This is a genomic window from Rhizobium atlanticum (genome assembly GCF_030182485.1).
Classification (GTDB): Bacteria; Pseudomonadota; Alphaproteobacteria; order Rhizobiales; family Rhizobiaceae; genus Rhizobium.
Window position 1 is genome coordinate 180,028 of record NZ_JAQJCJ010000009.1, and the last position, 20,343, is coordinate 200,370.

The 20,343-nt window shown below is 59.1% G+C and carries 15 protein-coding genes and 1 tRNA gene; 6 read left to right on the top strand and 10 right to left on the bottom strand.

Annotation, left to right across the window (positions count from 1 at the left end; genetic code table 11):
- Window positions 1-308 precede the first annotated feature (308 nt).
- The 5 genes from PH551_RS15345 to PH551_RS15365 all read left to right on the top strand — a co-directional run bounded on the left by PH551_RS15345 (window position 309) and on the right by PH551_RS15365 (window position 8,355).
- Window positions 309-4,121: a vitamin B12-dependent ribonucleotide reductase gene (locus PH551_RS15345; protein ID WP_285193617.1), complete on the top strand. Its 3,813-nt coding sequence runs from the start codon at window positions 309-311 to the stop codon at window positions 4,119-4,121.
- Between the two features lie 364 nt (window positions 4,122-4,485).
- Window positions 4,486-5,679, top strand: coding sequence for an HNH endonuclease (locus tag PH551_RS15350; RefSeq protein WP_285193618.1), 1,194 nt, complete (start codon window positions 4,486-4,488; stop codon window positions 5,677-5,679).
- Window positions 5,680-5,689: 10 nt separating this feature from the next.
- On the top strand, window positions 5,690-6,925 hold the full coding sequence (locus PH551_RS15355; protein WP_285193619.1) for a nucleotidyltransferase domain-containing protein: 1,236 nt from the start codon (window positions 5,690-5,692) through the stop codon (window positions 6,923-6,925).
- Between the two features lie 3 nt (window positions 6,926-6,928).
- Window positions 6,929-7,615, top strand: coding sequence for a type II CBASS E2 protein (locus tag PH551_RS15360; protein WP_483315424.1), 687 nt, complete (start codon window positions 6,929-6,931; stop codon window positions 7,613-7,615).
- A gap of 206 nt (window positions 7,616-7,821) precedes the next feature.
- On the top strand, window positions 7,822-8,355 hold the full coding sequence (locus PH551_RS15365; RefSeq protein ID WP_285193621.1) for a PIN domain-containing protein: 534 nt from the start codon (window positions 7,822-7,824) through the stop codon (window positions 8,353-8,355).
- A 151-nt stretch (window positions 8,356-8,506) separates the two neighbouring features.
- Here the strand turns inward: PH551_RS15365 and PH551_RS15370 are convergent, their stop codons facing one another.
- Window positions 8,507-10,420: a P-loop NTPase family protein gene (locus PH551_RS15370; protein WP_285193622.1), complete on the bottom strand. Its 1,914-nt coding sequence runs from the start codon at window positions 10,418-10,420 to the stop codon at window positions 8,507-8,509.
- A gap of 103 nt (window positions 10,421-10,523) precedes the next feature.
- Window positions 10,524-12,998 carry an SIR2 family protein gene (locus PH551_RS15375; RefSeq protein WP_285193623.1) on the bottom strand — a complete coding sequence of 825 codons (2,475 nt, stop codon included), beginning with the start codon at window positions 12,996-12,998 and terminating at the stop codon, window positions 10,524-10,526.
- Between the two features lie 234 nt (window positions 12,999-13,232).
- Between PH551_RS15375 and PH551_RS15380 the strand changes: the two genes are divergently transcribed.
- A complete protein-coding gene (locus tag PH551_RS15380) occupies window positions 13,233-13,703 on the top strand; it encodes a metallophosphoesterase (protein ID WP_285193624.1) in 471 nt (156 codons plus the stop codon).
- Here PH551_RS15380 and PH551_RS15385 read toward each other — a convergent pair.
- The 8 genes from PH551_RS15385 to PH551_RS15420 all read right to left on the bottom strand — a co-directional run bounded on the left by PH551_RS15385 (window position 13,668) and on the right by PH551_RS15420 (window position 19,999).
- Window positions 13,668-14,297, bottom strand: a complete 630-nt coding sequence (locus tag PH551_RS15385) for an HhH-GDP family DNA glycosylase (RefSeq protein ID WP_285193625.1) — start codon at window positions 14,295-14,297, stop codon at window positions 13,668-13,670. The two genes, PH551_RS15380 and PH551_RS15385, sit on opposite strands and share 36 nt — an antisense overlap.
- A gap of 22 nt (window positions 14,298-14,319) precedes the next feature.
- A complete protein-coding gene (locus tag PH551_RS15390) occupies window positions 14,320-14,952 on the bottom strand; it encodes a 7-cyano-7-deazaguanine synthase (protein ID WP_285193626.1) in 633 nt (210 codons plus the stop codon).
- Window positions 14,949-16,286: a nucleoside 2-deoxyribosyltransferase gene (locus tag PH551_RS15395; protein ID WP_285193627.1), complete on the bottom strand. Its 1,338-nt coding sequence runs from the start codon at window positions 16,284-16,286 to the stop codon at window positions 14,949-14,951. Before PH551_RS15395 ends, PH551_RS15390 begins: the two co-directional genes overlap by 4 nt.
- Complete coding sequence (locus PH551_RS15400) at window positions 16,283-16,645, bottom strand: hypothetical protein (protein WP_285193628.1); 363 nt, start codon at window positions 16,643-16,645, stop codon at window positions 16,283-16,285. Before PH551_RS15400 ends, PH551_RS15395 begins: the two co-directional genes overlap by 4 nt.
- 435 nt (window positions 16,646-17,080) lie before the next feature.
- Window positions 17,081-17,157: transfer RNA gene (locus PH551_RS15405), tRNA-Ile, on the bottom strand.
- Window positions 17,158-17,226: 69 nt separating this feature from the next.
- Complete coding sequence (locus tag PH551_RS15410) at window positions 17,227-17,529, bottom strand: hypothetical protein (RefSeq protein ID WP_285193629.1); 303 nt, start codon at window positions 17,527-17,529, stop codon at window positions 17,227-17,229.
- The gene (locus PH551_RS15415; protein ID WP_285193630.1) at window positions 17,526-19,382 is read right to left on the bottom strand and encodes an AAA family ATPase; all 1,857 of its coding nucleotides are present in this window, start codon (window positions 19,380-19,382) and stop codon (window positions 17,526-17,528) included. The genes PH551_RS15410 and PH551_RS15415 overlap by 4 nt, the downstream gene beginning before the upstream one ends.
- Window positions 19,379-19,999 (bottom strand): hypothetical protein, encoded by a 621-nt coding sequence (locus PH551_RS15420; RefSeq protein ID WP_285193631.1) that lies wholly within the window; start codon window positions 19,997-19,999, stop codon window positions 19,379-19,381. Before PH551_RS15420 ends, PH551_RS15415 begins: the two co-directional genes overlap by 4 nt.
- Window positions 20,000-20,343 lie beyond the last annotated feature (344 nt).

A 20,343-nucleotide genomic window follows, 5' to 3' on the forward strand; every position in this document is an offset into this window, starting at 1 on the left:
GAGGTACGAGCCCGGTTCCCTTTGAAAAACAAGACGCAGAATCAGGCTGTTGTGCCGGAACCGGCCTAGGCCAGAGAGGATTTCTGCGCGGTTTTCTGCCTCCAAAAAAGTGACATCGGGGCTGGCGATAATAAGCTGTTAATACTATATTTAGTGTTTGCAGCCACCATCACCACAAGATACAGGAAGGACATCTCCGGATGACACCCCTGTCACGATACGGAAACGAGACTGGCTGCACGATGACAATGTGCCGCCGGATAGGAAATTTGCGCCCTGGGGACGGGCGCCAACGCGAGGTCAAGACTATGCGCATCGAACGTCGTTTCACGAAGGCCGGCCAAGGCGCCTATGCGGATATCGAATTCCGTAAGGCGACGAGCGAGATCAAGAACCCGGATGGGTCAATCGTCTTCCGCCTCGAGAATATCGACGTGCCTGCGCAGTTCTCCCAGGTCGCGACCGACGTTCTGGCGCAGAAGTATTTCCGCAAGGCCGGCGTCCCCACTCGGCTGAAGAAGGTCGAGGAGAATGACGTTCCTTCCTTCCTGTGGCGCTCCGTTCCCGACGATGCGGCGCTGAAGACCCTGCCCAAGGAGGAGCAGACCGGCTCCGAAATCGATGCGCGCCAGGTCTTCGATCGCCTCGCCGGCACCTGGACCTATTGGGGCTGGAAGGGCGGCTATTTCTCTTCGGAAGAAGATGCTGCCGCCTTCAAGGACGAGCTTGCCTATATGCTCGCCACCCAGCGGGTCGCTCCGAACTCGCCGCAGTGGTTCAACACCGGCCTGCACTGGGCCTATGGCATCGACGGCCCCGGCCAGGGCCATTTCTATGTCGACCCCTTCACCGGCAAGCTGACCAAGTCCAAGTCCGCCTACGAACACCCGCAGCCGCATGCCTGCTTCATCCAGTCGGTCGAGGACGATCTCGTCAACGAAGGCGGCATCATGGATCTCTGGGTGCGTGAAGCGCGTCTCTTCAAGTACGGCTCCGGCACCGGCTCCAACTTCTCCATGCTGCGCGGCGAAGGCGAGAAGCTTTCCGGCGGCGGCCGCTCCTCCGGCCTGATGAGCTTCCTGAAGATCGGCGACCGCGCCGCCGGCGCCATCAAATCGGGCGGCACGACCCGCCGCGCCGCCAAGATGGTGGTCGTCGACATCGACCATCCCGATATCGAGGAATACATCAACTGGAAGGTCAAGGAAGAGCAGAAGGTTGCGGCTCTCGTCACCGGCTCCAAAATCGTCGCCAGGCACCTGAAGGCGATCATGAAGGCCTGCTTCAATTGCGAAGGCGACAACGGCGATTGCTTCGACCCGGCCAAGAACCCTGCCCTGAAGCGCGAGATCCGCGCCGCCAAGAAGGATCAGGTTCCGGAGAACTACGTCCAGCGTGTCATCCAGTTCGCCCGCCAGGGCTACAAGGATCTCGAATTCAAGACCTACGACACGGACTGGGATTCGGAAGCCTATCTGACGGTATCGGGCCAGAACTCCAACAACTCCGTCTCCATCAAGGACGACTTCCTGCGCGCTGTCGAGAATGACGGCGAATGGAAGCTGACCGCCCGCAAGGACGGCAAGGTCATGAAGACGCTGAAGGCGCGCGACCTCTGGGAAACGATTTCCTATGCCGCCTGGGCTTCGGCCGATCCGGGCATCCATTTCAACACGACGATGAACGACTGGCACACCTCGCCGGCCGGCGGCCCGATCCGCGGCTCGAACCCGTGCTCGGAATACATGTTCCTCGACGACACGGCCTGCAACCTCGCTTCGCTGAACCTCTTGCAGTTCAAGGACAAGGCCACCAAGCGCATCAATATCGGCGACTACGAACATGCCGTTCGCCTGTGGACCGTCGTGCTCGAAATCTCGGTGATGATGGCGCAGTTCCCGTCGAAGCGCATTGCCGAACTCTCCTACGAATACCGCACGCTCGGCCTCGGCTACGCCAATATCGGCGGCCTGCTGATGTCGTCGGGCATCCCCTACGACTCCGCTGAGGCCCGCGCCATCGCCGGTTCACTGACGGCGATCATGACCGGAGTCTGCTATGCGACCTCGGCTGAAATGGCCGGCGAGCTCGGCCCGTTCCCGAATTTCGCGCCGAACCGCGAGAGCATGCTCAGGGTCATCCGCAACCATCGCCGCGCCGCTTACGGCGAAACCTCCGGCTATGAGGCGCTGTCGATCGATCCGGTCGCGCTGATCCATTCGGAAAACCCCGACCAGGATCTCGCCGCCCATGCCAAATCGGCCTGGGACAAGGCGCTCGAACTCGGCGAAAAGCACGGCTACCGCAATGCCCAGGTTTCGGTCATCGCCCCCACGGGCACGATCGGCCTCGTCATGGATTGCGACACGACGGGCATCGAGCCTGACTTCGCCCTCGTCAAGTTCAAGAAGCTCGCCGGCGGCGGCTACTTCAAGATCATCAACCGCGCCGTGCCGGAAGCGCTGCGCACGCTCGGCTATTCGGAAAGCCAGATCGCCGAGATCGAAGCCTATGCAGTCGGCCACGGCAACCTGAACCAGGCGCCGGCGATCAACCCGTCGACGCTGAAGGCCAAGGGCTTCACCGACGAGAAGGTGGAAGCCGTCAACGCCGCGCTGAAGAGCGCCTTCGACATCAAGTTCGTCTTCAATCAGTGGACGCTCGGCGCCGACTTCCTGAAGGACACGCTGAAGGTTTCCGACGAGCAGCTCGCCGACATGAGCTTCAACCTGCTCGACCATATGGGCTTCTCGAAGAAGGACATCGAAGCCGCCAACATCCATGTCTGTGGTGCGATGACGCTGGAAGGCGCGCCCTTTCTCAAGGCCGAGCATCTGCCGGTCTTCGATTGCGCCAATCCCTGCGGCAAGATCGGCAAGCGTTACCTCTCCGTGGAAAGCCATATCCGCATGATGGCGGCTGCCCAGCCCTTCATCTCGGGCGCGATTTCCAAGACGATCAATATGCCGAACGAGGCAACCGTCGAGGATTGCAAGAACGCCTATATGCTCTCTTGGAAGCTCGGTCTGAAGGCCAATGCCCTCTACCGTGACGGCTCCAAGCTGTCGCAGCCGCTCAATGCCTCCCTGATCGAGGACGAAAACGACGAGGATGCGCTGGAGGAGCTGCTGCAGGCGCCGGTCGCCTCCCAGGCCGTTACCGTCACCGAGAAGATCATCGAACGGGTGATCGAGCGTGTTTCGCGCGAACGCGAGAAGCTGCCGAACCGCCGCCAGGGCTATACACAGAAGGCCACCGTGGGCGGACACAAGGTCTATCTCAGAACCGGCGAATTCGGCGACGGCCGCCTCGGCGAGATCTTCATCGACATGCACAAGGAAGGGGCTGCCTTCCGTGCGATGATGAACAATTTCGCCATCGCCATCTCGCTCGGCCTGCAATATGGCGTGCCGCTCGAGGAATATGTCGAGGCCTTCACCTTCACCAAGTTCGAGCCGGCCGGCATGGTCATCGGTAACGATGCCATCAAGAACGCCACCTCGATCCTCGACTACGTCTTCCGCGAGCTGGCCGTCTCCTATCTCGGCCGCCACGACCTCGCACATGTCGACACGTCCGACTTCTCGAATACCGCGCTCGGCAAGGGAATCCAGGAAGGCAAGACCAACCTGCTCTCCACCGGCTGGACCCGCGGCTACAAGCCGACGCTGGTCTCCGGCACTGGCGGTGAACGCCAGGCCGGCGAACCCAAGGGTGCTGCCACCGCAGCCCCTGCCCGAGCCGCCTCCACCGGCACGGTAACAGCATTTGCAGGTGCCGCTGCCCGCAAGCTGGAACCGACGGTTGCCGTCTCCACCTCCGAAATCGTCGCCTTCAAGCGCGATTACGAGGAGCGCGCCAAGGAATTGGCGGAAGAGATTGCCGAAGAGGTGCTCGAGGAAATCGCCAGCGACGCCACCGCCCTCTTCTCCGACAAGGCGGCAGCCGACGCCGCAACGGCGAAGACTGAAGCCAAGAAGGTGGAAGCCGAACGCCGCCAGCGCTCGATCATGCAGGGGTACACGGGCAACATGTGCTCGGAGTGCCAGAACTTCACGATGGTCCGGAACGGCACTTGCGAGAAGTGCGACACGTGTGGTGCGACGAGCGGATGCAGCTGAGCAGGATTGCGGTTCTGTGTAGGCAGCCAGTGATTTTGACGGGCAGCCACTAAAGTGACACAGTAACAAGAAGGCCGCAGCTCACTGCGGCCTTCCAGAATTAGTAGAGTTAGGAAAAGTTGGCTGTCCGACCAGCCTCTAAAGCCTGAGACACGAAACGAAGGAAGTAAAGACACAGAAAATCGATAGAGATCGGGTTAGTAACGATTATTTTTTATTTGTTTCCGATAGTTCCGGCCTCAGAAAGACAGCGATATGCAGACCGAAGTGAATAACTACAAAGTTCGCATACCCCGCCATAATGACGATCGACTTCCCGGCGCGTGGGTGACATTTGCCTGGCTGAAGGCCTAGAAGGTGCTACATGTCGGACGCATCCGAAGCTTTCGAAGAAGAATCGGTGGCCGAAAAGGGCGTAAGACGCCGCCCTTCCCTTCCGCAAAATGTAAAGGCGATCGTCTGGGCGCGTGCTGCGGGCCGCTGTGAATTCCGTGGATGCAACTGCAACCTGATTGGCGATCTGCTGACCGGGAAAGACGACCTCAACAGAGCCTACATCGCGCACATCGTTTCGGACGCTCCTGGCGGTCCGCGCGGCGATAAGCTTCTTTCGCCGCAGCTCTCGACCGATCCGTCAAACCTAATGTTGCTCTGCGATACGCACCACCGACTTATCGATGGCAGTTCGACGTGGCGAGAATATCCAAGCCATGTCCTGCTGGAGATGAAAGCCGAACACGAGGATCGCGTCGAAGGCGTCACGTCGATTTCGCGCGACCGCGGGTGCCATGTCATCCGCTTCGCGGCCGGGATCGGAAAGAACGAATCTCCCGTGAATACCGATGCGATCAGAGAGGCGTTGCTGCCCGAGTTCTACCCAGTCCGAAACGGCATGATCGATCTGGACGTCCCCGATCTTGGAATTCCTGACAGCGACCCCGCTTACTGGCGGCTCCACCAGCGTTTGCTTCGCGAAAAGTACCACGAGCGGGTCAAGGGACGGCTCGAGCGGAACGAAATCGGCCGGCTGGCGGTCTTCGGACTTGCTCCGATGCCGCTGCTGATCGAGCTTGGCAGGCTTATTTCGGATATCTCAGAAGCGCATGTTCGGCAGCGCCTTCGCGAGCCGACGACCTGGGAATGGCAGAGCGAACCCGGCGAAATGGAATTAGTCAGAGAGGAGCCGGTGTCCAGTGGATCGGTGATCGCTCTGAAGCTGGGCGTCAGCGGGCCGATCGACGACGGCCGCATCACGGCTGTCCTCGGCGACGACGTATCGATATGGTCTTTGTCCGCCAAAAACGCCAATAACGACATCCTCCGAACGCAGAGCGATCTCGCGCTTTGGCGGAGGGAGCTCAGAGCCGTTCTCGAAAATATCAAGGATCGCCACGCAAGGACGGATATCGTTCACGTCTTTCCCGCCGTCCCTGTCTCCGCCGCGGTGGAACTCGGACGGGTCTGGATGCCGAAGGCCCACCTTCCGATGCGCATCTACGACCATAACTGGGCTCTCGGCGGTTTCCGCCAGACCCTCGACATCGTTCATCAAGCATAGGAGCCGTCAGATGAACTACACGGATCCCGTCCTTCGCGAGATAGCCGCCTTCAGCCCGCTCGACGTCCTGCTCGCCGACATCGCGGTTCGCATTCAACTCACTCCGACGGACCATCGTCTTGCCGTCGGCCATTACCATGCGATCCATCAATGGCTGGAACGAGAAGGCAGTCCGCTCTCGGGCCTCATCGAATCCTTCTACGCCCAGGGCGGGTTCTCGATCGGTGCTACGACGGCCCGACATGCCGAGGACGCCGACTTCGATATCGACGCAATGGTGCAGGTGACCATGCATCCCGATACCGATCCAGAGCATGTCCTATCCACGCTTCACGCGGCAATTCGGGGCGAGCGCGGTTCGCGTTACTACGACAAGACGGAGCGGAAGAGCCGTTGCGTTACGGTGAAGTACGATGGCATGCATCTGGACGTGACGCCGGCGGTTCTAATCCCGTCTCTGCAAGAGCGTACGAGCTTCATTTTTCACTCCAAGAAGAAGGCGGACGGCTTCGACAAAGGCAGGCTGGTCGCCAATCCATGGGGGTTCGCCGACTGGTTTTTGAGGCAGACGCCGCCGGAAAGCGCCTTCGGTCAGTTCTTCGAACGCCAATCCCTGGACTACGATCGGCTCCGCGCTACGGAAGCTGATCCGGTGCCGGATCAAGATCCTGCCTACCGCAAGTCTCGTGCCGTGATCGCGCTCCAGCTCATCAAACGCTGGAGAAACCTTGCATACGATGCACGCCATGGCGGCTTGCGCCTGCCCCCATCCGTCGTTCTAGCGCACTCCGTCGCCGTGAACGCGAACAGAACGTCAAGCCTGTCCGAGGAACTGCTCCATCAGGTCGTCTGCCTGACCTCAGCACTCGAAGCTGCCGAGCGCGATGGACGGACCTACAGAGCCGTGAACCCGACATGCGATCCCTATGACGTCCTGACAGATCGTTGGCCGGAAGACCTGAAAAGCCAGCGCATCTTCCTCGACGAGCTGCGCGCCTTCGCAGTCGACATCCGACGGCTCAGGAGCGGCCTGTCCGTGCCGGAGATGCGCAAGACGCTGGAAAAGCTCTTCGGCGAACGGCCGGCAGCGGATTCGATCCGGAAGTTCATGGACGGCCAAGTAGCCGCTGATCGTAGCGGCATCGCCGCACATATCCCTTCGACAGGAACGGTAGCCGCGGTAACTTCCATAGCGACCCCGGCCTATGCGCGCTCGACGCCGAGAACTTCTCCGTGGGGAGACTGACAACTGGCGTGGTATTCGACAGCAGAGCAGGACGCCCGTCTCCGTTCCGTCTATCCGGGATTTCGGTTAACGTTCGATGGCGGGTGGTTTGCGACCTGGGAAGGAACCCTCACCCCGATCGCTCAATCCTATCGGATCTGGATCAGATACTTTCCGGAGCTTTATTGGGATGAGGTGACGTTGGGCCACCGTTATGCGACAGTGAAGGTTCTCGATCCTTTGATCGCGCCGAACGTTCGAGGTACGGGGGAACTGACACCCCACGTCTACAGATATCGTCAACCGCCGCATAGTCCCGCTCTATGTGCGTGGGATCCGGTCGACGAGCCCTTCAATCCGACGGTCTACCTCGCGGACCACGTCATCCCCGCTGTTATACGCTGGCTGGTCTTCTACGAAGACTGGCTGGATACGGGCGAATGGCGCGGCGGCGGAAAGCATCCGGACCCCGACGCCCTGATGATGGACCGCAGTAAGCCTTCAAGTCTCGAAGGCCGGCCGTCTCCGGCAGAGAAACGTGCCTCGGCATTCCTGGATCGACGGCTGACGAGAGCGACAGGTTCCGCGACGTCGATCATGGCTATAGGCCGCGCCTCTTACGGCTTGTTTCCTAGCGTGCTCGAAATCTTCCACGGTCGTTTCCTCGGAAGGTTCGGACGCCGGTTGCGAAACAGAATCCCGCCACATTGATCGTCTGACCCAATATTTTCGAATGGTCGGCGCTTGATCGTTCAAGGCGAGCCCCGTGTCCCAGAAGGTCCCTCCTTAAGTTTTAAAGCATCGAAGTCCGATGCCGGAAAAATTCGGACATCTCCCATTCCTTAAGAATTTAGACGCCAGTCGGCGCCATAGATCTCCCACCGGCCGCAACCGGTTGAATCCTTCAGGAGATGAAATTGAAATTCATTGTAACTGCCTGCCTCGTCAGCGAGATGCTCAAACCCAGGCCGAAGCCCGGCACGCGGGAATTCTTCGAACGGTACGAGGTCGTCATTCCGTTCGGAACCTATCTCACCATCGAGCGCGGTCTGGATTCGCTCTCGCGTATCGACAGTGCCAAAAGCTTGGAGCTTAGGTCGCAGGTCGAATCCTTGATAGCGGGTCTCCAGCTTCTACAGGGCCACGATCCCGCGATTGCGAGGGTGATGGCCCGCATCCTCGCGCATGGATCTGTGCGGCATACATGGGTTCCAAACGAAAAGGCGAAGGTGCCTTCCTACGGACACTATCCATGGGTGGCGGCGGCGTCGATCGCCACTGGCCTGCCAATCGCGGCGATTAAGACGAAGGATCTCCTTGAGGTCGCAGACCATTTCCAACTTCCCGGTCTGTATGATCCGACGACTGGAAAATGGCTTCGGCGCGAGGCTCGCGCCCCTAGGTCGAACGAGACGCCGCCTTTGACGGGCGGCATCTCTACACGACAGTAACAAAAGCGGTCTGGACGCTTCGCAACGCGTTCAAACCTTCCGGTGGCATGTTCCGAGAGGCCTTCAGGATTCCTCGCCGAACTGCCGCCGGCGCTTACCCATATGACGCCCAATCGTTAACAAATGGCGCCGCTTTTGCCGGTTCGCCCCTTCAGCTAGAACGCCCGCTGTCTTCGCTAGCTTTGTGCCGGCGCGGTTTTGGTCGAGCTACCGCGCTTCGCGCCGCTCTCGAAGCGCGCGTCGGGATGCCCATCTGTTCCGCCGCCCGTTCCACACGTCTGCGCGCCAAGCCGGTCTCCGAACGAGCGCGCTTCTGCATCTCCCGGTGGACCTTGGCATACCATGCCGCCTCCCCTGCGAGCGCCGCATACTGCGGCACGGACTTGTTTCGTTCCTTCAAAGCGTTCGCAATCCAATACCAACCCGTCTTCGGCGACTCCAGCCAGACGTCGACGAACTCCGAGGGCTTTATATGCGCAAGGATTGGGACATCCTCGTATTCGATTTCACCGTTGCGCGTGTGGCAGACTTTCTCGAAAAAGGTCTGCCCGTCCGCTTTCATCACCTCCAGAAGAGCGGGCGCTTCCGTAGGCAAGGTTCGCTCTCTGGCCTTGACCCGCGCTGCCACAAGGTAGTCGAAGACTTCTTTGAACTCCGCCTTGTATGTGTCCGCCACCCAGTATGCGACGCCGTCGTATGACGACGAGAAGGAATCGGTCCACATCCAACCCGCTGGCCTCGGCGGAAGCGAACCGGCCTTGAGCAGATCATCGACGTACGCCTTGGCGGCATCCACCACGTCGCGGGTCGTTTCGTTCGAGACGCCGGCCGACGCCATCATCATCTTCAATGCGACGATATGAAGGAACTCGCCGCTCGCCGTCACCTCGCGCTTTTCGAACTGTTCATTCATCCGCTTCAGAGCCGGTTCGACGTCCTTGTCGTCAAGCTTGTCGAAACTCCCCACGATTTGCCATGGCGGCGCCGCCGTCTTCTCGATGAAGTAGGCGCTTCGATTCAGGTCTTCCCGAACATGCTCGGCCACGTACCGCCCGTCGCACAGCATTTCGATCAATGTGTCGTCACTGAAGAGAGTGCTCTTGATATCCACGGATTTGTAGCGTCCGTCTGCGACCACTATCGGGGGCGGCTCCGCCTCGGCGGCGTTGTTCCCCGCGCGGTCCAGCCGGAAGGCGTATATCGTTTCGCCACGCCTTTTAAGATCTGCCCTCTGGAGCCTATTAGAACGTATCTCGACCGCCAGGGCGGAAAACAGCCGGACGACTTCGACCATCGCGGGCTCGTTCGCAAGATGCCTCTCGTCCAGAGCCGCCACCAGGCGACCGACGTCCTCAACCACGTGGCGCAAGACTCGCAAGGACGTCGCTTGCGCTTCGCGAAACACTGCAAGGGTGTCCCGCCCTCGTCCACCAAGCGGGTCAGGCTTCCCGGCCCCCCCGTGGGAATGGACAAACTCCTCGAAAGCCTCTTCAACATTCGGTTCGACGTTCAAGGATTGGCCGAACACCTTCTCCTTCGTCTCGGCAAAGGACTTCACGATCTTCGCGTCATGGGCGATGACGATCACGCGGCACCCGTGGTGCTCGACATATCGGTTGATGAGGCCGAGGAGAACGTCGTTTGGAATCGTGCAACGTTCAAGATCGTCGAAGATCAGCGGCTTCGAAAGATCAACTTCGTTCTTTATGAACGAGCCCGCCAGCAGACCTGCAAGACCCCCTGTGCCAATGGATCCCCAAACCGGCAGCTTCAGCTCGGCGTCGTCCACCTTCTCAGCAAAGCGCTTGAAAGCCGACGCTCTCGGGAACATCTTCGCGAAGACCTGCGCTTCGACGTCCTGCGGAGTGGCGAGACCGAACAGCGTCACGTAGTGCGCATGGCTGTCGGGCAGCGCTCGTCTCACCTGGTAGGTCTTGCCACTTCCCCACTCGCCTACGACGAGAACTGCGTAGCCGGGTTTTGTCCTTCCTACGTAGTAGGAAAGGTATTGCTCGAGATGCGTCTTCGGTTTGACCGCAAGGGAGAGAACGAGGTTATCTTCCACCGTGGGCTTCCCCTCGTCTGAAGGCTTCTCCTCCGTCCCCTCGGACTTCACGCCCCGTTTCCAAATTCGCATGTTGTCTTTCCATATCGGCGTTGTGCTGAGGTCATGTACCCTCCGGCTCCGGCTCCACCACATCCGTCTCCGGAATCATGTCCTCTGGCAGTTCTTCATCATTTACCGAGCTTTGGCGGCCGATACGTCGGGTGAACTTGACAATCATCGCGGTGATCTGTGGATCGCCAAGCTTGTCTTCCGCCGACTTGAGATGCTTCATTGCTTCGTCGAAATAGGAGAGATCGCCGGTCAGCCTGTAGTATTCGATGCCCAGTTCGGCGTACGCGCTTAGTACGTTCTTATTCGACGCATAACGCTCGGCTCCTACGACAGCCAGTTCGTGCGCCTGCTCCAACATTGCCACCCGGTCCTCCAGCAAGATGCCGGGCGTATGAATGGCACGCTCCACCTCGTACTTGATCTTGTATCGGTGCACCGGGCCATCGCGCCCGAAGTCCTTTTCGAACAGCTTGATCTCGGTCTCGGCTTGGGGGAACTCGTGCATCTCGATAAGGTTGCGGATCAGGCGATGGCGTGGAACGCGTTCGCCAGGCGCCCTCGAGATCATCTTCGCCAGCAGGCGGTTCTGTATCTTCTTGTCAGCGATGCGAGGAATACCGCTTTCCGTGTTGCAAAGTTCGCGAAGCGACCGCACCTCGATGGCGAACGTCGGGGAGATGTTGTCGATCACATCCTCGAACAGCTTGATTGTCTTATCGAGGTTTCCGAACTTGAATTTCGTCACGATGGCGGCGATCACGGGATGCCGGCACCGCCAGCCGAAGATCCCATCCCGTACATGATAATCATATTCACTGACGATATCCGTCAGTCCCTCCAGGGCCGCCGCGACCTCCTGTGCCGGCAGTCCGAGCAATCGGATCACGAGCTGGCGGTGCACGTTGATCCCCGCTGTCTCCATTGCCGCAACATAGCGGAAGATATCCTGCAGCGGCTCGGACAAGGATGCGAAGTCCTGGAGGATGATCGCATCAAGAGAATCGGTGTTGTAGATGTTCTTCAGGCAGACGAACATGTCCTTGGAGGCCCGCACGGTAAGACGTCGACGTCGCTCGGACCTGTCGAAGCCTGCGAAGTCGTTCCCAGCCAGGCGCTTGATCTCCGGAACCTTTTCGACCATGTCGAGCAAGGCGTCGATCTCTGGATCGTTGAGCGTCGACAAGTTGAAGGTCTTCCCATGGCGGAAGAGGTTCCCGGTCTTGATACGCGGATGCCAATGGTTTCGCGTCGATGCCAGCAGGATCTTCAAATGAGCGTTGTCCAAGATGGCCAGCCTGTCGATCAGTTCATTGAGATCGCCAAGATGAAGATGCGCGTCGTCTACGAACAGGACCCCGACGTCTTTCGTCGCCTTCAAATTGGTGGCGACCTTCTCCCAGAGTCGGGGATCGAGCGTGTGGCGAACACCGTGCTCCCAGCACTTCCAGCCTTTGCTTCGGCACTCTACCAAGACCTGTTTCGCGGCCGTGCTCTTTCCCACTCCGCTAGCGCCCAGGATCGTTGCGACAAGACTGAAATCGGTCGAGAGATAGGATTCGATGCGTGAAGCGAGAGAACGTCTGAACGTGAAGCCGGCGACGATGTCGGCGTATGTCGCGGGCCAACCCGTATACATCGACGAAAAGTTTGCCGGGAGCCTGACCGCGTGCTCCACATCCGTCGTGACCGGCACGAGAGCCGGAGCCACATCGAGCGGATTTCCTGCAGTCGAGTTCGAGATCGGTCTACCGGGCGTCTTCTTCGCGAGTTCGATAAAAAAGTCGTCGATGCTCCCGAATGCGACGCTGAGGCCGAACTGCTCGAACAGCGACGCGCGATCCTCATCCGGAGTATACGAAAGAAGCCATACTCGACCGCTTCCGAGCGTCTCTCTGTTAAGCCTTGCCGCACGCATCGCCAGCTCCTTGAGGTGGGAGTCGCCGAGCGAATGACCAATGATGACTAGGTCGGCGGAGATCAGGTCCGATTTCATCCGGTCATAGAGCTGCTCTCGATAGTCCGACGTTTTCGTGTAGTCGGATTCCGTCAGAATGATCCGCGAGTTCTGACCATCGCACTCGTCCTTCTCGATCGTCCCATGCAACTTGAACAGGGAAACGTCAGGCTGTCCGTGATCGCTATTGAAGTCGAAGTTGGACGAGAAGACCATCGCACGCTTGTCGCGTTCCTCGTAGGCCAGCTCGATCAACCGGTCGTAATTCGTCGTATAAATGCTCTTCCAGTCGTAGAGAGGAAGGTTGCGCAGACCGCCGGTCGGCTTGAGATCTGAACAGTATCTGCGAAGGAGGCCGATGACCTTTCGTCTCGACTGGGATTTTGTCTCGGCCAACTGTGTGATTTCACTTAGGGAGAAGTCAGTAGAGAGCTTGAACTCCTGCGCATAGGCTGCCACCAGCTTGGCTACGCTCGGGGCGCCGGAAGGAATCGAAGACCCCGATCCAAAGAGGAGCACGGTTCGACTCGGAGTGATCTCGTGGATCATGTTTTCGATGGTTTGAGACATTGGGCGCCCGCATTTTCGTGATGTCCGGAGCGTGGAGCGACTCATCCTATGATGTCAACCTTCCAACATCCACTGCCGTAGAACGTGCACAACCAAGATTGGCCTTTCCGGCACGGGCGCCCTAAATCCACTTCATCACCGAACGATGAAGGATTCAAATTGTCGCGAATCCTTTGAAGCGACCTAAAGGACTCGTCGCTACTGAGGTCGTCGAACACTACGAGAGCTCGCATCATGAAGGCCTACGCCATCGGCGATGTTCACGGGCGCGCCGACCTTCTCAAAGCCACTCTGGCATTCATCAAAAATGAAAATCGTAACGACCCAGAAGGCTACCGGGTGATCTTCCTAGGCGACATCATCAACCGCGGCCCGGACAGCAGGCTAGCAATGGATCTCGTCGTGGCCGAATTGGACCTCCGCCCCGAAAGCCGTCTCATCCTAGGCAACCACCAAGAATTCCTTCTCCTGTTTCTCGACCGGCCGGACAAGCGTCATATCGTCTTCGATCACTGGATGTCGAATGGCAGTCTTGCCGCAGCGGTCCCCTACGGTCTCGACGCCGATTGTCGTTACACAAAAATCGACGACGACGCCCATGACGTTCTGCCCGCACTGCCATCCCATGGACGCGGGACACCTAACGAAGGTGGATGTTCGACTGCGAACCTAGAACGAGAACTCGATCTGATGACTCGAGAGTGACGATTCCCTGCGCCATACCCAAGCATCGAACTGGCGGCGCGAAAGCGACAGGAGGTCGGCAGCGCAGCAGAATACGGACCTGAGGAAATCGTAGTCGTCGTTGAGGACGCCCACCCTCCTCGCAAAGGTTCTGACGTGCCTGTCGACGGCAACGGAATCCAACCCGACAAGGCAACCCATGTAGTCGACTGTCTTGGGGCCGACTCCTCTCACCTCCCGAAGGAGCTCGACGAACCCTGGGCGCTGCAGTTTCTTTCCGAGATCCAACACCGTCTCGATGGAATTGCCGTCCAAGAACCTGACCAGCGACTCGAAGCGTCCGATCTTTTCCGGATGTGTCCAGTTGAGAAATGTCGCGGTCTGCCCGTCGCCCACCACCGGGAGAAGCCCGCTTGTCCTGTCACACTGCGGGAACTGCGCAAGGATTACTTCTACTCTCGGCCGGACGACAGAGTTGTAGTTCAAGCCAGCTTGCAGGACAGAGTCCGCCAGGAGAGCGCCCATGTGGTCGTAGACTGGTCGGGTCTCCTGTCGCTCGGCGTCTGCGCCTAATTCTTTGGCGTAGTCGGCGACAAGACGTGCCGCGAGCAGCATTTGCACCGTCGTTGACTGCATCCTATCCGACCTTTGCATTGAGACCGGCGTCCTCTAGCGCATCAAGGCGATCAACACAATTGGGACAAGCGCCACAAGGAAACGTGCTGGCTGCCTGGCAGGAATAGGTCCTTCCGATCGGAACACCCAGTCGAACCGCCTCGCGCACTACCTCGGTCTTCGTTGAGAAACGGAATGGCGACGTGAAGCGGACCGGACCGATGTTGTCGATCAGGTTGTCGAGGCCGTTCATGAAGGCTGAGGTGCAGTCGATTTCCTTGGCGTGATTGCTGTTGATGAATCCGGTGTAGACCTCAAGGATGCCCATCGTCTGCGCCCTGGCCGCTGCCGCGGCGAAGAACAGCATCGTCCTGTAGGGGACATACAGGTCTAAGTCGCTCACCTCCTCCTCCCAGAGATCGGCCTCCTTTATGAGACGTGAAGGTGATCCCCGGAAAATGTCCGAAATGTCAAAGCGTTCCGGACGGCGGACGGCAGATGGAAGGACCTCGTTGACACGGCTCCACTCCATTTCCACGCAATGCTGCCCGTAGTCGAAGAAGACCGGATGCACGTCGATGTTCTCGATCGACAGCCAGTATGCGACGGTCGTTGAGTCCAACCCGCCCGACGCCAGCAAAATGACTTTCTTCATTGTGAAGCCGCCCAGAGTTTCGATATTTCGATGAACAACCCATTGATGCAAATATCCAGATCATCAGAGTAGGCCGCGCTGCCGCCGGCCACCATCGTATTGTTGTTCTCCCGCCTGGGATCGAATGTGATGACAGGCTTCCTGCTTGCCATCGCGAGCCCCATCTCGACCAAGGTTCCGGGATCACGTCCCAACGGAACAGCGAAGATCACCCTGCACTCTTCAAGCAGCACGATGTCCTTCGCGAACATTGTCCGCAAGACGGAAGGCGAGCTTCCACGCGGGAGCTCGCCGTTCTCCTCGATCGGACGACGAACGGTGAAGTTATGGTACTGCAGGGCTTCGACGGCACGATCCACCTCCGGCTTGTCCACGTAGGAGAAGTCCGGTGCCGCAAGATAGATATGGAAGCTGGGTCGGGCATGCCATGGAAGCATGGTTCCACCTAGGTCCTGCATCTCTCCGAGCGATAGGGCGAGTTCACGCCCCACGTCCTCTCGGAAATCGTCAGGATACGTTGTGATCGCATACGAGGTCGCCGCCCTCGCGCCTCGCCAAGCCGCTTCTTTCCAGCCCCGCTCCCGAAACCCCACCATGACGGCCGAGTAGACATCTCCTACACCGACGGAATTCGCGGTGGCAGAAAGGATCGCGGGCACGCTCTCAACTTCATGCGTGCGCAGGTCGAAGAGGCGGCTGCCACCGCGGTTTTCCTTTAATAGAAAGGCCTCTGCGCCCAACGCGGCGGCGGCCTCGATCATCGGGTCGATATCGACCGCACCGACGCGGGCGAAAAGCGGCGACGACGTCGAGATGGCGACTGCTCCCACCCGACCCGCAAAGCATTCGATCGATGAGAAATCTTCGGTGTCGTAGGCGACGTCGAAGCTTACGCGCGCGGTCGCGGAAAGGACCCTCGTGATCTCGGAAAGGTCGAACTTCCCCGGAAATATCAAGACCTCGGAGAATGACTTGAGCGCGTCCCCCACTTCCAGGAACTCGACAGACTTTTCCTCCCGAAGGAGATCTTCATATCCCTGATCGGAGACCTCGGTCGCATCACCGATCACGATGACGTTTGGACCGCCCTTCACTTCGCCTAGCCAGGCGAATTCATTGCATCCATGGGCGGCGAGGAACCGCTGAGCTTGATCAACCATGTATCTCGGGCAAACAGCCGCGATTGAATAGGGTACGCCGCACGCCCACAAACCGCGCGCAGCATGTACGATCCCGCCGAGTCTGAGCTTGCACTCGGCACCGGGTCTGGCGACCGTGAAATCGACGATGATCTCACCGACCACAAGGATCGGAGCAGCGCTGCTCGCGCTCATTTCGGTGTGAACACGGCTGACACGAATGGCATCGGGGTTGCGCCCGACGCGGTGACGGCGCCAACGTATGAATAGCCCGCCTTGATGCATGCCGCGATGTAATTGTACGCCGTCGGCAGCGCACCCACCTTTAGACCGTCAGGAGCGACCGCAAAGATCCTGCGCTCGAGCACGAGTGTCAATTCGGTGCCCACAGGCGGTACCGTCGCATGCGTTGTGAAGTAGTCGCACTGGGCCACGTCCTCCAGCGAACAATCGAACGACTGCCCGCAGCGATCGACCCCGCTCGTACCTCCGGTGCCGTTGGAATTCTTCACGCCACTGTAGTCCGTGAGACGGCCAGATGTCCTGCTGCCCATTGATCGAAATCCCCCCGATACCGATTGCGACTACGCAACCTGAGGTGATTCTCAGATCCCTGCAACTGCCAACCGAGAAATGCGCGTGACGCCCCGATACCAGTTCCGGGACGATCCACTTATCGAATGTCGAACGCCCCTCGACATGTTACCCCCGAAGATCATCACCTGACGGCGCGCAAGGCAGAACGAGGGAACTCGATCGCCGTATCAGCAAGGCATCGTAGGCACTCAATGACATCCACCATGGCGTAGTGACATTTCCAGTGGCGCGAGCAGGTTTTTGGTGGATTGATTTTTAATGCTTATTAGCATCGTTGAATGACAAACCTAGTGGCGCGGCACACCGCGGTGAGGCACCCGTGATGCTGTCGCTGGCCGGTGACATCGCTCATGTTTAAAATGTGGTTAGAACTCGCGCGCCACGAGATCCGGTGGTGGGCCCGGCAGGACTTGAACCTGCAACCAGACCGTTATGAGCGGTCGGCTCTAACCAATTGAGCTACAGGCCCGACATCTGTCCATAGACAATGCATGATTAAGCTACAAGAGCGTGCCGGCTTGTCCGGAGGCGCGTGACGCTAACGGCGCGCGCGCTCCATCACTTCCCCCAACGTCGGCGGCGGATCCGCGAGGATCTCCAACAGATCCTCAAGCGACAGCATAAGCACTTCGCCCTCTCCGTGAACGTCGATGAGCCTCGGCTTGCCTGACAATGCGTCTGTCGACAGCGTCAGCAAAAACCGTCTAGCGGTTCGGACGGAGACGGCGTCTCCAGCGACGTCTTTCAGGATGGCGGCGATCGAAACCTTTCGATCGGCCATCAACTTGTTCTTCAATCCCTTGACTGCCAGCTTCCAGGAAAGGTCGAGCGACGCGGTCATCTCCGGTCTCCTCCCCGAAGCATCCTATCCACTTCGCGGCCGTCGACACGCCCGACCGCCTCGAGTCTCGACGCCAACAGCCCAATGAATGCTTCATGCTTTTCGACGATCGCTCGTGCTCGTTTCCATTCCTTCAACAAGGTCTTTTCGACCCGCTCTCGAACGCTCGGGACCTGTCTCCGGACTGCTTCCAGCTCAGCCGACGAGCTGGCCGAAAAGTACCCCAATACCTCACCCATGCAGAACCGCACTTCCATCAAAGTCGCGAGGTCGGTCGCTTTCTGCAGATCGGACCCGTCCCCACCCGCTCCTTCGAAGGCAGAACCCAGGATGACTTCCTCCGCGAGACGCCCGCCCATCAGCATGGCAATGTGCGACAATAGCGCCTGACGATCGCGTTCCATATCCTCAAGGACGAAGTGAGTGAAGCCGGCTGCGGTGCCGCTTTGCCGTACTTCGTCGAGGACCACGACCTCCTTTAACTCGCCGACGTCCAGGTGGATTCCCACAACCGCATGTCCCGCTTCGTGCACCGCTACCGTACGACGTCTTTCGCCGGTGATCTTCAGCGACGGTGGAAGCAACCTCAGGACCATGTCCGCGGAGATGCCAACACCTTCTCGCCTCGCGCGCCTGCGGACGTCGCGGCCCATCTGCTCGAAATCTGCTCCAGTCAGCCCCTCCGTCGATGCGACGATGCCTCCGAGTTCTGTATCGGTGAAATCGCTTCGAATGTAACGTCGGCACAATGATCGTCGCGTATCCGCATCCGGGAGCGGGATCGCCACGTGGCGATCAAGTCTGCCGGCCCGTCGAAGCGCCGCGTCGATCTTTTCCGGAAAGTTCGTCGCGCCGACGAGCACCACGCCTTCGAGCCTTTCGAACCCGTCGATCAATTCAAGCAGGGAGTTCACGACCTGCATCCAGTACTCGACATGGTCGCCGGTAAGGATCGACCTGTCCCCGATCCCGTCTAGCTCGTCCAGGAAAAGGATGCAGGGCTTCCGGGACACCGCTTGCTGGAAGCTCTTTCGCATCGCGGCGAGAACCTTGTCCAGATGGCCCGCGGAAAGCCACTGCCCCACCGACGTAGCCACAATCTCGATCTCGCACGTGCGCGCGAGCGCGGATGCAAATAGCGTCTTCCCACAGCCCGGCGGCCCGCTGATCAGAATTCCCTTGTCAACGTCCGACCATCCGATCTTGCCCCGCCTCCAGTCTGCAATGTCGCTGGCGAGGTCAAGGCCCCAATTTCTAGCTGTTCCGAAACCCTCCAGATCCAGAAGTCCAGGTTTCGGCGCCTGCCTAACGGGTTCGCCGGCCGCCAGCCGGAGACCCTCGATGGCTACGGGGATTGGCCGACCTGCCCGTAGTGAAACGAACACGTGCTTCAGCGGATATTGAAGCAGGCATGCTGCTTCGGCGGTAGTCATCGATTCTCCACGCACCTGACGAAACGATGCGGCAAGATGAGCCGGCCGGACCGGCCCGACGTCGACGATCCGATCGGCTGCCGCAAACAGCGTTGCGGCCACTTGGATGTCGTACGGCCACAACACGATGATGGGATTGCCAGCTTCGATATCTGCCTCGATCGCATCGACACCGACGACTGACAGGCGACGGCTGGCGGGCGCGTGAACGTGAAAGGACGCGAGTTCAGCAACATCTTTAACGAGAACCCGCGCGGCTTCCAAATACGCCTTCTCGTCTGCGGCGAACGGCAGCTTGAGGACGATGACGAGTTGTTGGAGCTTAGATCGCTTGAGAAAGAGGCCACTGCGGCGGATGGCCGATTTCAGTACCTGTCCGTATGTCCTGTCGGCCAGGCTCGGCTGCTTACGGAGTCTCATCTCGACGCCTCCGCGCGACGGATCACAGTATTCGGACCGATAAGGTCCTCGTCCAGATCGATGGAGACGAAACGATGCAAGGCCATCCATGCGATTGCCGCAAGTGGTGGAACCTCGCGGAAGATGCTGAACGTCTCGGCGATGGTGATCGAGCCGACCTCATCCAACGTCGCCAATAGCCTGACCCGGTCGTTCAACGGCGTGCGCTGCCGGGCATACCGCAGAAGGTCCTTCGCATTCTCAAGCCGGTTCCCGGATCGAATTTCACTCACCGTCACGAAGCGATGACGTCTCTTCATGCATGCGATCGTTTCCGTGACCTGGGGATCCCCAAAGTACTCGATCGCGTCGAGAAACTCCCGAGTGCCGTCGATGCGGTCGACCATGAAGTCGACCACATGGACGCGGTCTTCGAGATGCACTCCGAACGCGAGGCAAGACCAGGCGACCACGGTCTCGTCGACGTCTAAAAGGCATCCCAGGTCACGGGCCAGTTGAGATCTGAAAGCCGGAGGTCCGGGCGACCGGACGGAATGTAAGGGGTAGAATACGTTTTTCGAAGCTTCGCGATAGGCGGCGTCGAGGACGACATGGTTGACGGCGTGCGTTTCCAACATCTCTGAAATCCAACATACGATGAGACCGGCCGCGTTAGCGGCGTTCAGTTTCAACGGAAGCTGGATATTCGCAGAGCTTGTGCCATAACGGAACACATAGAGAACAAAGCGACGAGCGTCAACTCTGTCGGTTTAAAAACTTCTGCAGCCGAATTTTTTATGTCCGACGGCACCCGATCGCTAGCCGCGATCCGAAACTATGATCCGGCTTGGAACCTGCGATAGAGAGAAGATACTAGAGGCATGAGGTCGGCGGGACGTCGGTTGATCGAACGCGGTGCACGTGCCGCAGCACTCCCAGCCACACCGTCTTATGAAGACGTGACCGTTGTACACCTTGAAAT